Consider the following 13,972-nt stretch of genomic DNA (forward strand, 5'->3'; position numbering starts at 1 on the left):
TCAGACTATGGCCGCGCAGCGGAAACCCGTGTGCCCGGTCGAGGAGTCCGGAGTGTTGGCGGTGCGGGCCGCCACGCGGTAGCGGTTGCAGTAGGAATCGTGGCACATGTACGAGCCGCCGCGGATCACCTTCGCCGTGCCCTCGGCCGGGCCGGCCGGATTGTCGGCGGACGGCTCCCAGGAGGTGCCCCACCAGTCGCTCGTCCACTCCCACACGTTCCCGGACACGTTGTACAGGCCGTACCCGTTCGGCTGGAACGACTTGACCGGCATCGTCCCCTTGCTGGGCGCGCTCGGGAAGTGGCCCTGCCAGATGTTGCACCGCTGCCGCCCCTTGGGCGCCAGCTCCTCGCCCCACGGGTACCTGTTCTGCTCGAGCCCGCCGCGGGCCGCCATCTCCCACTCCGCCTCCGTGGGCAGGCGCTTGCCCGCCCAGGTCGCGTACGCGGTGGCGTCGTTCCAGGACACGTGCACGACCGGATGGTTCTGCCGGCCGCCGACCGAGGATCCGGGTCCTTCCGGGGAGCGCCAGGAGGCGCCCGCCACGCCCGCCCACCAGGGCGCGCCCGGCACGGTGGCGTCCATCACCCCGCCGGTCGCGAACCGGTGGAACACGAACGACCAGCCGATCTGCTCGGCCTCGGTGACGTATCCCGTCTCCTTGACGAACGTGGCGAACTGCGCGTTCGTCACGCACGCCGGATCGATCATGAAGGGGTCGAGCCGCACCTCCCGCACCGGCCCCTCGCCGTCCTCGGGACGGCCGTCGGGGTCGGCCCCGCCCATGAGGAACGTCCCGCCGGGAATGCGCACCATCCCGCGCGGCACCGCCCGCCGCACGGCGATCTCCACAGGCTCCTGGTACGGCCCGGCAGCGGTGTCTCTGCTCGGACCACAACAAGCGCTCAAAGATCCCCCAAACGTGTCGCGACACCAAGGAAGGGTAGTGCCTGGAACATGCTCACGATCACGCGGCCATCCCGGATCGCGCTCCGCCAGCGCAACCTCGGTTTCGCCGTAAAAGCCGCAGACCGGTAGCGTTTTCCTATGCGACTCGGCGTGTTGGACATCGGCTCGAACACCGTTCATCTCCTGGTGGTCGACGCCCACCGCGGCGCCCGGCCGATGCCGGCCTACTCGCACAAGGAGAACCTGCGCCTGACCGAATACCTCGGCAAGGACAACCGGCTCGCCGACAAGGGCATCGAGCGGCTCTGCGACTTCGTGGAGGAGGCCGTTCGCCTGGCGGAGGACAAGGGGGTGGAGGACCTGCTGGCCTTCGCCACCTCCGCCGTGCGCGAGGCCGCCAACGGCGAGCAGGTCCTCGCGCAGGTCGAGGAGCACTGCGGCGTGCACATCGACGTGCTGTCCGGGCGCGAGGAGGCCAGGCTGACGTTCCTGGCCGTGCGCCGGTGGTTCGGCTGGTCGTCGGGGCGGCTGCTGGCCTTCGACATCGGAGGCGGCTCGCTGGAGATCGCCGGGGGTGTGGACGAGGAGCCCGACGTGGCCGTGTCGCTGCCGCTGGGCGCCGGGCGGCTGACCCGCGACTGGTTCACCGCCGACCCGCCTTCTCCCGAGGAGGTGCGCAGGCTGCGCAAGCACGTACGCACCGAGATCGCCCGCACGGTCGGCGACATCGTCAGATACGGCGAGCCCGACCGCGCGGTGGCCTCCTCCAAGACCTTCAAGCAGCTCGCCAGGATCGCCGGGGCCGCGCCCTCCAGCGAGGGCGCGTACGTCTCGCGCGCGCTGTCCAGGCAGGACATGGCCGACTGGGCAATCAAGCTGGTCTCCATGTCCGCGGCCGAGCGGGCGGAGCTGTCCGGTGTGTCGGAGGGCCGGGCGGCGCAGCTCGCGGCCGGGGCCCTGGTGGCCGACGCGGTCATGGACCTGTTCGAGGTGGACCGGCTGGAAGTGTGCCCGTGGGCGCTGCGCGAGGGAGTGATACTGCGCCGGCTCGACCTCCTGCCCGGACGTCTCGACCCGTCCACCGCGGCCCCGGAGTAAGGGCGTTATATCCCCGTAAACTTGCATAAAGCACTGGTGGACGGGCACTTTCCGGCGAATGTTAGCAGTGCTCGGCACCATCGGATCCCTGCTGGTCGTACTCGTGCTCATCGTCCTGGCCGTGCTCGTCATCTCGGTGATCGTGCTGATCACGATGGCGGCGATGGCCGGCACGATGGCCGACTGGCGCGGGCTGTGGCGGCGGCTTACCCGCAGGCACAGAACGCTGAGCCTGAAGCTCAGCGGCAGTGGGGTGCCCGCCCGGCGGCGGGCGGAGCTGAGCGGGAGCACGCCCCGGCTGCGGCGGCGCTTCCGGCTCGGCGGTGCCGCGCCGGAAGAGGGGCGGCGGCGCCCCGCGGCGCGTGGTCACCGGCCCGCGGAGCGTCGCTCGGCGCTGTAGTCGTCAGTTGGTCATGAAGTGCGGCCCCGGCGAGTCCGGGGTGTAGCGCAGCCGCTTTTCCAGACAGACCATCGCGCCGTTGTCGTGCCTGTTGGTGAAACGGATCTCGTCGGCGAGCGCGCGCATGATCTGCAGCCCTCGCCCGTGCTCGGCGCCCGGCTCAGGGGCCAGCACCGCGCGTGGATCGAAACCGTTGCCCGTGTCGACGACCCTGATCACGCAGAGATGATCGTGGACGGCGGCGCTCACCGTGTAGTCGTCGCTCGGCTCGGCGTGCCTGATCACGTTGGAGCACGCCTCGGTGAGCATGAGCTCGATGTCGTCGCGTATCTGCTCCACCACGCCGAGCGAGCGCAGCGTGCTTTCCAGCAGCTGCCTGATCAACGGGACGCTCGCCGCATCCCTGGGCAGTCGGAGCGCTATCGTGGCCTCCACTGCGTCTCCTCCCGTCGGATGCGTGTGAGCCTCCTGCCCCCGATCCTCTGCCCCAATCGTCCCTTTCGACGGTAAAAGTCCGGAAAGGCTATGGCTCCAGCAGCCGCATGGCCACCTCCATGGACGCCTTGCCGACCTCGTCCTCGCTGAGATCGTCCAGCTTCAGCCACCTGCCCGCGTGCAGCGCGAACAGCGCCACCGAGCGGCTGACCCGCTCCACGGGCGTGGCCTCGGGCCCGCTCATCTCGGCCGTGAGCGCGATCACCGTCTCGCGCATCTTGGTCAGCCGCGGATGGTCGCGCATCGCCGTCTGGTTGCGCTCCAGGAACCTGGCGACCTCGAGATAGCGGGGCTGCGTGAGCTGGTCGGCGAAGCGCTGCAGCAGTTCGCGCCGCATCTCCGGCGTCTTGGGCTGGCGCTTGGCCCAGGCGAGCAGCTTCTCGACCTCGGCGAGGCGAAGCTCGACGAGACTCGACACTATGTCGTCCTTCGTCTTGAAGTGGTAGTAAAGAGCGGCCTTCGTCACCCCGAGCTCCTCGGCGATCTCGCGCAGGGAGGTCGCCTCGTACCCCTGCTCGGTGAAGAGCCTCAGCGCGACCTCCTGGATCCGAGTCCGCGTGTCTTCCCGCACTTTGCACCTATTTCGACTTGACGGCCGGTAAGTAAGTATCTAGCTTATTCTATGCTTGCCGGGCGGCAAGTAAGCAAGATCCGAATTGCGGGGGGTTGTAGTGGCGGAGGCAGTCGGGCGGCGCCGGGAAGTCATGGTCGTCCTGCCCGGGCTCATGCTGGCGATGGTCCTGGCGATGCTGGACAACATGATCGTGGGCACGGCGATGCCGCGGATCGTGGGCGAGCTCGGCGGTCTGTCGCATCTGTCCTGGGTCGTGACGGCGTACGTGCTGGGCACGACCGTCTCGACTCCCATCTGGGGCAAGATCGGCGACCTGTACGGTCGCAAGAACATCTTCCTCGTCTCGATCGTCATCTTCATGATCGGCTCCGCGCTGTGCGGCATGGCCGGCTCGTCGCTGCTCGGCGGGCCGGACGGCGGCATGGTCGAGCTGATCGCGTTCCGCGCGATACAGGGGCTCGGCGCGGGCGGCCTGATGGTGAACGTCATGGCGATCATCGGCGACCTGGTGCCGCCCCGCGAGCGCGGCCAGTACCAGGGCATCATGGCCGGCGTCATGTCGCTGGCGATGATCGCCGGCCCGCTGGTCGGCGGCTTCATCACCGACCACCTCGACTGGCGCTGGGCCTTCTACGTGAACCTGCCGGTCGGCGCGGTCGCGCTGGTCCTCATCATGATGAACCTGCACCTGCCGAAGCTGCACAACAAGGTCCGCATCGACTGGGCGGGCGCGATCCTGCTGTCGATCAGCATCACCGCGATGGTGCTCATCACGACCTGGGGCGGCAACGAATACACGTGGGACTCCTGGCAGATCCTCGGCCTGGCCGCGGTGGCCGTGGTCACGCTGGTGGCGTTCATCCTGGTCGAGCGCAAGGCCGTCGAGCCGATCATGCCGCTGCAGCTGTTCCGGATCCGCAACTTCACGCTGATCTCGGCCATCGGCTTCCTGCTCGGCTTCGCCATGTTCGGCGCGATCAACTTCCTGCCGCTGTTCCAGCAGACGGTCCAGGGCGCCTCGGCCACCAACTCCGGCCTGCTGCTCCTGCCCATGATGGGCGCCGCCATGGGCGTGTCGCTGTTCGTCGGCAAGGCCATCACCAGCACCGGCAAGTACAAGATCTACCCGGTGATCGGCGGCGTCGGCATGGCGGCGGGCATGTGGCTGCTGTCCACGATGGGCGTCACCACGCCCGCCTGGCTCACCGGCGTCTACATCGCGGTGCTGGGCCTCGGCATGGGCTTCCTCATGCAGACCACCATGCTGATCGCCCAGAACAGCGTCGAGCAGAAGGATCTGGGCGTCGCCAGCAGCGCGAGCACGTTCTTCAGGTCGATCGGCGGCTCGTTCGGCGTGTCGCTGTTCGGCGCGATCTTCAACAACCACCTCCTGTCGGAGCTGACCGCGAGGTTCGGCACGCAGGCGGGGGAGCGGATCGCCACGGGCGGCGGCCAGATGGATCCCGCGGCCCTCGCCCAGATGCCCCCGGCGCAGCGGACCGGCCTGCTGGAGGCGCTGGCGAGCTCGATCTCCGGCGTCTTCTGGTGGGCGATCGCCTTCGCGATCGTGGTGCCGGTGCTGGCGGCGTTCATCAAGGAGATCCCGCTGCGCGGATCGGAGCCGAGTGACGCGGCCAAGCAGGACGCGGTCAAGGCGGCAGGCTGACCGGCGCCTGCCAAGCGGCCGGTGGGCTGTCCCACCGGCCGGAGCGGCGGCACCGGAAAATATGAGGCGCAGAACGGCTGATGCGTGCACAATTCCTCGCATGCATCGCATCAGCCGGCCGCGGGTGGAAGACGCCGCCGCCATCCACGCGCTCGTCGCCGCCTATGACACCTCGGTGATCGGCGCGCCGGACATGACCCTGGACGACCTCGCCGACCAGCTCGTCGAGCCCGGCTTCGACCGCGACAGGGACGGCTGGCTGGTGCACGACGCGGACGGCCGCCTCATCGCCTGGGCGTGGGCGTACGCCAACGGCGACAGCGACCTCGTGGACGTCGAGGTGATCACCCGCGTCGAGGGGCTCGCCGAAGAGCTGTGGCCCGTCGTGCTCGAGCGCGCCCGCGAGCTGGCCGCCGAGCGCGGCCACGACGGCGTCACCGCCGACATCGGCGTCTACCGCGCCGACCACGGCAAGCAGGCCCTGGCCAAGATCCACGGCTTCGAGGCCGCGACCAGCTTCCACCGCATGCGCATCGACTTCGACCATCCGGTGGAGCCGCCCGCCGTCCCGGCGGGGCTCACGCTGCACACGGGCGAGAGCGAGGAGGTGCGGCGCGAGGCCCACCGGGTGCAGCAGGAGGGGTTCGCGCAGCACTTCGGCTTCGTCAAGCTCGACTACGACCAGTGGTACGAGCGGCGGCAGGCGATGAGCGTCACCGACTGGAGCCAGCTCACCCTCGCCCGGTTCGACGGGCGGCCGGCGGCGGTGCTGATCGGCAACAACCAGTTCGTGAGCGACGAGGACTGCGGTTACGTGGCCACGCTGGCCGTGCTCGCGGAGTTCAGAGGGCGGGGGCTCGGGCGCTTCCTGCTGCGGCACGCCTTCGCCGCCGACGCCGCGCGCGGCCGCAAGGGCACGATCCTGCACGTGGACTCCAACAACACGACCCCGGCGCTCGGACTGTACGAGTCGGCCGGGATGCGCCCGGTCATGGTCTTCGACATCTGGCGCCGCCGCCTCTGACGCCGGCCGGTCCCGCTGTGCCCGCGTCCGGCCGTGCGTGCGCCCGGCAGGCGACTGGGGCGGGCTACACGCGGTGCCGGGACAAGTGCTCCAGGACCGCCTGGTTGGCCTCCCACCCGTCCGGGAACTTCACCGGCACGCCCAGCTGCACCGGCTCCGCCGACGGATGGGCGTCCAGCAGCTCGGCGATGCCCGCCCTGGCCACCACCACGCACGCGTGCCGATGCCGTGAGGCCAGCACGCACAGCCGCCCCGACTCCAGGTGGAAGGCCGTGGCGTCGCGGCGTCCCGACAGCGGGTGCAGCACGATCGTGACGTCGTACTCCCGCCCCTGCAGCCGGTTCGCGGTGTCCACGGTGATCTCCGGCGGCAGGCCGGCCGCCCGGATGGCGGCCACCTGGTCCCGGTGCGCCGCGCCGACTGCGATCCGGTCCGCCGTCACCGGCCGCTCGCCCTGCTCCGAGCTCGCCACCGCCCCCCGCTGCAGCAGCCGCTCGGCCAGCAGCGCGACCGCCTGGACGGCCTCGCCGTCGGTGCGTACGGTATGCCGGTTCGGCAGTTCGAGCAGCGCCCACCCCGACCGGGCCGCCTCCTCCAGCGCCCGGTCGTGCACGGTGCCCATGCCGCCCGTGACCAGCTCCAGCCGCCGGTCCCCGGGGCCGGTGCCCGAGCGGAACCCGGTGAACGGGTAGAACGCCTGCGACACCACGGGCGCGGCCGACGCCGGGAGCCGCCACGACACCGGCAGCCGGTGCACGGGCAGGTCCGGGTTGTGCCGCAGCAGCACCGACACCGCGCTTTGCAACGGATCCCACGACAGTCCCGACCAGCGGTCGCCGTCCACGATCGAGAACGGGTCGAGCTGCCCGGGATCGCCCACGAACAGTGCCCGCTCGAACAGCCCCGCGATCCGCAGCAGCTTGTCCGAGCGCATCTGGTACGCCTCGTCCACGATCGCCCACGGCCACACCCGATCGCCGATCCACGCCCACTTGTCCGCCGTCGCCAGCACGATGTCCGGATCGCCGAGATCCTGGATCCTGGTGCCGAACCGGACGCCGGGCAGCTCCAGCAGGCGCAGCGGCGGCACGTACCCGCCGGCCGACAGCCGCCCCACGGTCAGGCGCGGGTGCTTGTCGGAGATCCGGGTCACCAGGTCGTCGACCTGCTCGTTGGTCTGGGCGACGATCATCAGCGGCTCGCCGGTGGCGGCGATGTGCGCGGCCGCGCGGACGACGAGGGTGGACTTGCCCGCCCCCGGCGGCGAGTCGACGATGACGCCCCGGTGCCGGGGCAGGTCGGCCAGCACGTTCGCGATGACCTGCTCCGGGCTGTCGGTCACGACCATTCCTCCTGGGCGTCCTCGTCGTCGGGCACGTAGTCCTGGGGCGGCCCGCCGTGCGTCCACGGCGTGGACTCGGCGTCGGGCAGGTTGGGCGAGCCCTGGAAGTCGTCGGTGAGCGAGGTGTAGCAGACCTGCTCGCCGACCTCGGGCACGGCGCCGGGCGCGGCCGTCTTGCCCCGGCCCATGCCCTTGGTGATCTTGATGGTGATGAGCCCGTCGTGGGCGGACACCAGCTCGGCGCCCTGGGCGCGGCGCTGCGGGGTGCCGAGCGACGTGCCGGGCGGGAGGCGTACCGGGTCGTCGGTTTTGATCACCACCAGCGGGCGGAGCTTGCGGGAGCGGCCCTCGCCCTCGACGTTGCCGGGGACGGTCTCGAGCACCTCGCCCGCGAACGCCTCCCCGGTGAGCCGGTATTCCGCCATGACCAGCGGGTCGTCGTAGGCGCGCTGCACGTCGTACGCGGCCTGGGCGCGTTCCATGCGGGCCAGCTTGGCGGCGGCGGTGATCGCGCCGTCCCGGCGCGGCTGCGGCGGCGCGCCCTCGGCGATGTGCGCGGCCATGCCGCTGAACGAGCCGCGGTCCTGCTCCCACCGCTGCGCCACGCTCGCCCCCTCCTCAAGCCCTGAGAGCAGGTCGATGGCCTGCCACATGAGCCGCCAGGTGGGCTCCAGCTGGGTCCGCAGCGCCTCGGTGATGCGCTCGGCCGACCCGCTCTCGATCGCCGGCGCGAGCACCTCCGCGTCGAACCCCGGGTCGGTCGCCGGCCCCGCGGGCGGCCAGATGAGCGGGTCCTCGGCGGCGTCGGAGGGCCCCTCGGTGATCCAGCCGAGCAGCGCCGCCAGGTTCGCGTCCTCCAGCGAGCTCTGCCCGCTGGCCCAGTGCCGGCCCAGCTCCTCGGTCGCGGTCAGCATCAGCGACGAGCCGGGGTAGGCGGCCCGCTCCCCGAAGTACGTCAGCCACCGCCCCAGCAGCGGCACCTCCGCCGGCACCGGATAGGGCCCATCAGCCCGCCGGAACCGCGTCGAGCGCCCGAGCAGCCTGGTGAAGGCCACGCCGGCCGGGTTCGGCACGATGAGCTGCGGCGCGTCCAGCACCCGCTCGTAGGGGTCGGCGCCGCGCCGCTCCACGGTCTCGGTGTCGTGGACGAAGCCCTCGATGTACGCCAGCAGCACCCCGGCCAGCTCGGCCGTCCACGCGAAGCGCAGATCGCGGTTGCGCGGCTGGGTGACGACGAGCAGGCGCGGCCGGTCCCGGTCGGTGCCGAGCATGGCGGCCAGCGGCGCGGCGGCCTCGCCTGACAGCTTGAGCGGGATGAACACCATCGGCCGCGCCGGCAGATGGCAGTGCCGCACGGTCGCGATGGGCTGCGCGATGCCCTCGTCCAGGGCCCGCAGCCGGGCGAGCGACGTCAGCAGGCTCACTTCTCAGACACCCCCGAGGCACTCCCTGCGCAGGCGTTCGGCGTTGCGGAGCAGCCGGGCGATCTCCTCCTGGCCCTCGGCCGGGTCGCGGGCCCCGTCGGCCAGGCCCAGCGCCTCCGCGACCGAGGCGACCCCGCCCAGCTCGTCGCGTACCTGCCGGCCGAGCAGGTCGGAGGCGCCTTCCTGGCGGGACTCGTCGCGGCAGAAGAAGCACAGGTCGCACGTGGACAGGCAGTCGGGCGCGTAGCGCGCCGTCGTCCTGCGCAGCGCGTCGGACAGCTCGGCGACGGGCCTGGTGGGCCTGCCGTCCTCGTCCGGGCGCAGGTCGAACGTGAGATCGTCGGGCAGCCCGGCCAGCAGCCGGTCCAGCGAGGTCATCCTGGTGAGCTGGCGGCGCAGCACGGCCAGCTGCTTGCGCACGTCGACCAGCGTGGCGACCGGACGGTTGGCGAAGTTCTCCGGGCAGACCAGGACCACGTCGTGCGACACCTTCAGCGGGTCGTGCCCGAGTTCCTCCAGCAGCGTGCGCAGCGCCAGCACGTACACCGCCGCCTGCCGCGCGGCCGCCGCCACCGCCGACGGGTCGGCCTGCCCGTCGATCACCGCGAACGATTTGATCTCCACGATGTGGAAGCGGCCGCCGAGCTGGAAGGCCACCACGTCGGGCTCCAGGTAGGCGGTGTGGCCGGCGATCTGGAGGGTGAGCAGCGGGTGGTCGTAGAGCGTGCCCGCGTCCTGCGCGTCGCTCGCCGCCCGGTCGATCAGGGCGCGGGTGTGGGCGTGACGCAGGTGCGCGCCGACGTTCTCCACGTCGTGGTAGGCCACCTCGGCGAGCGGCAGGCCGAGCAGCTCGCGCAGCATCCGCAGCAGCTCCGCGCACCCGTCGGCCTTGACCAGAGCCTCGAACACGTTGCCGCGCGTGATCGCGAACGGCGACTGCCCGAACGGCGCGGGGAAGCCCAGATGCCGCGCCGCGGCATCCTTGTCGATGCCGGCGCCGTCCATGAGGGCGCGGCGGGTGCAGCCGGGGTTGGCGGCTAGGGCCGCGATGGCGCGGGCGTCGTGCGGCCGCGGCGGCGTCGTGCCCCGCAGCGCCTCGAGCCGGTGTATGGGGTCGCCTTCGCGCTTCAAGCCGCTCAACTGATGTACTCCTTCTTGATCGTGCTCAGCGTAGCGGCGCCGAACAGCCGGGCCACGTCATCCAGCTGCGTGGCGGCGCGTTGCGCCAGCTCGGCGCGGTCACGCGTGTCGCGGTCCGCGTGCACGGCGAGCTCGGCGCGGGCCGCCTCGATCACCCGGTCGGGGTCCGGCGGGCCCAGCGTGCGGTCGGTGGCGCCGGGGATGTTCCTGGCCATCCGGACGAGTAACCGGGCCGCCCGCTCGTCCTCGCTCTTCTGCCGCGCCACCGCGATGGCGCAGGTCAGGAAGTCGACGCGCGGGCTGAGCGGGCCGACCACGCGCCGATCCAGCGGCCAGGCGCTGAGCGCGAGCAGGCCGCGGGCGGGGGAGAGGCGGTCGGTCAGCGCCGCGCACAGGTAGTACGGCCGGCCGTGCGGCGCGGACCGGAACGAGCGCTCCTCGTCCCTGCGCAGGCTGGTGAGCTGGTTGCTGCGGATCGTGCCGCCGAAGAACGCCTCGCTGACGGCCACGACCAGCCGCGGCTGCGCGGTCGCGCCCAGCAGCCGCAGCCCCTGGTGCACCTGCTCGCGCACGGTGACCAGGCGGGGCTGCTCCGGCCTGGCCCTGGGCTGCTCGCCGCTGACCAGGGCGTCCCAGGCGCGTTCGGCGGTGCGGAGCTCGGCACGCAGCACACGGGCCGTGGCGCCGTCCCTGGCCCGCATCGCCTTGCGCACGCCGGCCCGCAGCTCGTCGATCCGCCGCTCGAGATCGTCCAGCCGGTCACTCATGGCGGCGAGCGTATCAACAGTCCCAGTATTTTCCAGTATTTTGGCCAAATCACGTGAATCTACGATGTAAAGGCGCTCAGTCGCAGCCGGCTACGCGCCGTGGTCTGGGGGAGCAGGGAGGCCGGACATCACGTCGGGGTCGGCTCCTGCGGCGCAGGGCGCTCCGGATCGGGCACGGAGGACGGGAGGCTCGCGCACATCCCCGACAGCCGCATGACGCGCCACAGCCACAGCTCGATGACCGTCGGCCCCGCCGCGGCCGTCCCATCGTGATCAACCACATCGTCCACCATGGACACCCGCTTCCCGGCGCGGCCCCAGGCCACGCGGTCCAGGGCATAGGCGCGCGAGGACTTGACGGAAGGCCTACCGAGGGACGCGCGACCGCACGCGCCCATTGGCGCGGCGTGGTGGTGACCAGCGGGGGCAGGCCAGTGATCACGCTCATCGGCCGGTGCCGGGTGCGCTTGACGGCCCTCCGTCCCGGTGTGGCCGCGGCCCGGAACGGAGGGCCGTCAAGGAAGGCCCCGCACGTCGCCGGGCGGGTGCGAGCCCTGTGGAATGGTTCGGTCAGGTCTTGCCGCGCGTACGGGTCGTGCCGGTCCGCGTGGATCCCTTGGCAGTGTTCTTGACCGGGGCTCCGACCGGGGATGGCCGCACCACCGACTCCTGCTTCTTGCCCACAGGAGCTCCGACCGGAGACGGTTTGACGACGGATTCCTGCCTGCGGCCCGGGATCCTGGCGGGGGCGGCCTTGGGCTTCGCCGCCTGGGAAACCTCCTCGAACTCGTGCGCGGCCTCCCGGCTGAAACTGCTGACGATCTCACGGCCGCGGACGGCCAGGTCGTCATAGACCCTGGTGACCCGGTCCACGGCGTCGCCGACGTAACCGCGGGCCCTGGCGGGCAGGTCCCGGGTGATGGTCTCGGCGGTCTTGCCCTGCAGGGTGCGGGCCGTCGCCGGGACGTCGCGGGAGCGCATCTTGCGCCATTGGTCGGCCGCGTAGCCGCCGGCGCCCGCCACGGCGCAGAACGGCTTGGACTCGGCGATCCTCTTGAATTCGTCGGCGAACTTCATGGGCCACTCTTTCTTTTGTCTGGTATGGCATGACCGTCCAGGCAGTGCATCGCCGCCGGGCTCAGCCGCAGGTGCCGGCCTGGTGTGCGCGGCCTTGGCGTGGTTCTCTTTCTGGAACGACTCATAGATGTCGATCAGCATCCGGCGTTGCCGCCTGGTGATGCTGACGTCGGCCTTGATCGCAGCCGGCGTCCGGCTGCGGGCACCGGGACCCTCGCCCAGCCCTGGCGTGTGCAATGTCCGGGCCGAGCTCTGCAGTGCCGCGGCGAGGCCGGTCAGGAGCCGGGCGCCCGGCCTGCGCAGGACCTGCCCGGCATCCCTCGTCATCACGTCCCGAACGCGGCGTGTCATAGCAGTTCCCCAACCGGCGGCAGCACTCGTGGCCGGGAGGCCGGCACAATGCCGCAGCCGGTCGGCACGCGGCGACCACCGGCGCTCCCGCCTCGACACTGCCCCGCGCACAGGCACGGAAGTCACATCCGTGGCCGATTTTGCGGCCTAGAGCAGGTATCCCAACAGTCCAGAAGGCCACGCGCCGGGCACACTCTGCCCCGGAGAGCAAACAGGCCGATTCGTCGCGCTTCAGAAGATCGGCAAGGGGGTCACGGCGCCTCCACGGGCATGCGCGAACCCATGGACATTGCCATGATCCGGGACTGTATCGGTCAAATCCCGCGTTGCCCGTCCGGTCCGCGGGTACGGATGTAGCCGGGAAGCATGCTTCTAGAGCGGACCGCCGCACCCTGAATAAGCCGATCATCGCGAGGTGAGAGCGGCAGGAAGCGCTCGCTGCTTTCCTTTGCACCAGGCCCCAAGGAAGTCAGCGCAGCTCAAGCCCGGAAATCAGGTCATCCATCGGGATGCGTACCCTGTAGAGAAGGCGCACCGTGACAAGGGGGTCCGGTAAGCCATGTGGAAGATTCCGTCGACGGTGGCGAACGGGTTCGACACCGTAGCCAGGCTGGGCGGTGCCCTGCAAACGGGGATGCGCTCAGCGGCCGAGCTCTGCATAGGGACGAGCAGGCGTGGCGGTTCGGTCATGCCGGTGGCGGGCGACCCCGGCCACCCTGACCGGGATCGCGTGTCCGCCAAGGCGGCGTCCTTCGTGGAAGGTCACGCGGAAGGACTGACCGCGATCACCGCGGCCTACGATCGGCAGGGCACCGGCGAGCCCGTGGTCCTGCTGCACGGCATCGGGCAGGACCGGCATGCCTGGGACCGGGTGATCCCGTTGCTCGCCGCCGGACGCGACGTGATCGCGCTGGATCTGCCGGGCTTCGGGCAGTCTCCGGACTTGCCCGCCTGCGCGCCGCGCGACCTGCCGACCATGGTGACCGCGCTGGGTGCGGTGTTCACCGCGCTCGGCCTGCGACTGCCGCACGTGGTCGGTCATTCGCTCGGCGGCCTGATCGCGCTGCGGCTGGCTCAGGCCGGGCACGCGCGCAGCGTGACCGCACTGGCGCCGGCCGGATTCTGGAACGACGTCGAGCGACGCTACGCCTTCGCCGTCCTGACGACCGCGCGCCACCTCGCCCGGCTGCCCGACACCGTAGTGGAACGGATGGCCGCCACGGCCGTCGGACGGGCGGCCATGAACGGCACCCTGTACGGACGTGCCGAATTGTGCGAGCCCGACACCCTCGTGGCCTGCCTGCGCGCCTTGCGCCAATCGGTGGCATTCCAGGCCACCTTGCGAGCCGGACGGGCGCCGGATCTGTTCACCGGCACCATTCCCGACATGCCGGTGACCATCGCCTGGGGCACACACGACCGGCTGCTGCCCGGCCGCCAGGCCGTCCGCGTCACGGCGATGATCCCTGGGGCCCGGCTGGTCCAGCTGCCCGGCTGCGGGCACATCCCGATGTATGACGCACCCGAGCAGGTCGCCCGGCTGATCCTGCAAACCACCGTCGCCCACCGCAACGGCTCCACGAAGTAGCCAGATGGCCGGCTTGCGACCCATCCGCGCGGTCGCGTTCTCCGCCCCTCCTCCCCTGCCGTCTGATTGGCTGGGGTCCCTTGGATCTCGCCGCGACCGGATGGGGAGACCCAAGGG

The 13,972-nt window shown here is 71.1% G+C and carries 14 protein-coding genes; 5 read left to right on the forward strand and 9 right to left on the reverse strand.

Features of this window, described 5'->3' with window-relative positions; all coding sequences use genetic code 11:
* Positions 1 to 816 (reverse strand): formylglycine-generating enzyme family protein, encoded by an 816-nt coding sequence (locus ACTMTI_RS38620; protein WP_441125896.1) that lies wholly within the window; start codon positions 814 to 816, stop codon positions 1 to 3.
* Between the two features lie 231 nt (positions 817 to 1,047).
* On the opposite strand from ACTMTI_RS38620, the gene ACTMTI_RS38625 reads away from it, so the two are divergent.
* Both ACTMTI_RS38625 and ACTMTI_RS38630 read left to right on the forward strand, forming a co-directional pair.
* Positions 1,048 to 2,007 carry a Ppx/GppA phosphatase family protein gene (locus tag ACTMTI_RS38625; RefSeq protein ID WP_441125669.1) on the forward strand — a complete coding sequence of 320 codons (960 nt, stop codon included), beginning with the start codon at positions 1,048 to 1,050 and terminating at the stop codon, positions 2,005 to 2,007.
* Between the two features lie 58 nt (positions 2,008 to 2,065).
* Positions 2,066 to 2,407, forward strand: coding sequence for a hypothetical protein (locus ACTMTI_RS38630; protein ID WP_441125670.1), 342 nt, complete (start codon positions 2,066 to 2,068; stop codon positions 2,405 to 2,407).
* A 3-nt stretch (positions 2,408 to 2,410) separates the two neighbouring features.
* Here the strand turns inward: ACTMTI_RS38630 and ACTMTI_RS38635 are convergent, their stop codons facing one another.
* Together ACTMTI_RS38635 and ACTMTI_RS38640 are read right to left on the reverse strand one after the other, a co-directional pair.
* Complete coding sequence (locus ACTMTI_RS38635) at positions 2,411 to 2,842, reverse strand: ATP-binding protein (RefSeq protein ID WP_441125671.1); 432 nt, start codon at positions 2,840 to 2,842, stop codon at positions 2,411 to 2,413.
* 88 nt (positions 2,843 to 2,930) lie between these two features.
* Positions 2,931 to 3,473, reverse strand: a complete 543-nt coding sequence (locus ACTMTI_RS38640) for a TetR/AcrR family transcriptional regulator (protein WP_441125672.1) — start codon at positions 3,471 to 3,473, stop codon at positions 2,931 to 2,933.
* A 100-nt stretch (positions 3,474 to 3,573) separates the two neighbouring features.
* On the opposite strand from ACTMTI_RS38640, the gene ACTMTI_RS38645 reads away from it, so the two are divergent.
* Positions 3,574 to 5,142, forward strand: a complete 1,569-nt coding sequence (locus ACTMTI_RS38645) for an MDR family MFS transporter (RefSeq protein WP_441125673.1) — start codon at positions 3,574 to 3,576, stop codon at positions 5,140 to 5,142.
* 100 nt (positions 5,143 to 5,242) lie between these two features.
* On the forward strand, positions 5,243 to 6,166 hold the full coding sequence (locus ACTMTI_RS38650; protein WP_441125674.1) for a GNAT family N-acetyltransferase: 924 nt from the start codon (positions 5,243 to 5,245) through the stop codon (positions 6,164 to 6,166).
* 64 nt (positions 6,167 to 6,230) lie between these two features.
* On the opposite strand, the gene ACTMTI_RS38655 is transcribed toward ACTMTI_RS38650, so the two are convergent.
* The 6 genes from ACTMTI_RS38655 to ACTMTI_RS38680 form a co-directional block, all read right to left on the reverse strand.
* A complete protein-coding gene (locus tag ACTMTI_RS38655) occupies positions 6,231 to 7,514 on the reverse strand; it encodes an AAA family ATPase (protein WP_441125675.1) in 1,284 nt (427 codons plus the stop codon).
* Positions 7,505 to 8,932, reverse strand: a complete 1,428-nt coding sequence (locus ACTMTI_RS38660; RefSeq protein ID WP_441125676.1) for a hypothetical protein — start codon at positions 8,930 to 8,932, stop codon at positions 7,505 to 7,507. Before ACTMTI_RS38660 ends, ACTMTI_RS38655 begins: the two co-directional genes overlap by 10 nt.
* Positions 8,933 to 8,935: 3 nt before the next feature.
* The gene (locus tag ACTMTI_RS38665) at positions 8,936 to 10,072 is read right to left on the reverse strand and encodes a hypothetical protein (RefSeq protein WP_441125677.1); all 1,137 of its coding nucleotides are present in this window, start codon (positions 10,070 to 10,072) and stop codon (positions 8,936 to 8,938) included.
* On the reverse strand, positions 10,069 to 10,839 hold the full coding sequence (locus tag ACTMTI_RS38670; protein ID WP_441125678.1) for a hypothetical protein: 771 nt from the start codon (positions 10,837 to 10,839) through the stop codon (positions 10,069 to 10,071). The genes ACTMTI_RS38665 and ACTMTI_RS38670 overlap by 4 nt, the downstream gene beginning before the upstream one ends.
* Positions 10,840 to 10,967: 128 nt before the next feature.
* Positions 10,968 to 11,120, reverse strand: a complete 153-nt coding sequence (locus tag ACTMTI_RS38675; protein ID WP_441125679.1) for a hypothetical protein — start codon at positions 11,118 to 11,120, stop codon at positions 10,968 to 10,970.
* A 289-nt stretch (positions 11,121 to 11,409) separates the two neighbouring features.
* The gene (locus ACTMTI_RS38680) at positions 11,410 to 12,267 is read right to left on the reverse strand and encodes a hypothetical protein (protein ID WP_441125680.1); all 858 of its coding nucleotides are present in this window, start codon (positions 12,265 to 12,267) and stop codon (positions 11,410 to 11,412) included.
* Positions 12,268 to 12,826: 559 nt separating this feature from the next.
* Between ACTMTI_RS38680 and ACTMTI_RS38685 the strand changes: the two genes are divergently transcribed.
* The gene (locus ACTMTI_RS38685; protein ID WP_441125681.1) at positions 12,827 to 13,855 is read left to right on the forward strand and encodes an alpha/beta fold hydrolase; all 1,029 of its coding nucleotides are present in this window, start codon (positions 12,827 to 12,829) and stop codon (positions 13,853 to 13,855) included.
* Positions 13,856 to 13,972: the final 117 nt, after the last annotated feature.

Source organism: Nonomuraea sp. H19 (assembly GCF_052068215.1).
In the GTDB taxonomy this organism is placed as follows: domain Bacteria; phylum Actinomycetota; class Actinomycetes; order Streptosporangiales; family Streptosporangiaceae; genus Nonomuraea.

Bases quoted from the DNA above. Each gene is read 5' to 3' on its own strand.
- ACTMTI_RS38620 (WP_441125896.1), bottom strand. From the start codon at position 816: ATGGTGCGCATTCCCGGCGGGACGTTCCTCATGGGCGGGGCCGACCCC.
- ACTMTI_RS38625 (WP_441125669.1), top strand. From the start codon at position 1,048: ATGCGACTCGGCGTGTTGGACATCGGCTCGAACACCGTTCATCTCCTG.
- ACTMTI_RS38630 (WP_441125670.1), top strand. From the start codon at position 2,066: ATGTTAGCAGTGCTCGGCACCATCGGATCCCTGCTGGTCGTACTCGTG.
- ACTMTI_RS38650 (WP_441125674.1), top strand. From the start codon at position 5,243: ATGCATCGCATCAGCCGGCCGCGGGTGGAAGACGCCGCCGCCATCCAC.
- ACTMTI_RS38655 (WP_441125675.1), bottom strand. From the start codon at position 7,514: ATGGTCGTGACCGACAGCCCGGAGCAGGTCATCGCGAACGTGCTGGCC.
- ACTMTI_RS38670 (WP_441125678.1), bottom strand. From the start codon at position 10,839: ATGAGTGACCGGCTGGACGATCTCGAGCGGCGGATCGACGAGCTGCGG.
- ACTMTI_RS38680 (WP_441125680.1), bottom strand. From the start codon at position 12,267: ATGACACGCCGCGTTCGGGACGTGATGACGAGGGATGCCGGGCAGGTC.
- ACTMTI_RS38685 (WP_441125681.1), top strand. From the start codon at position 12,827: ATGTGGAAGATTCCGTCGACGGTGGCGAACGGGTTCGACACCGTAGCC.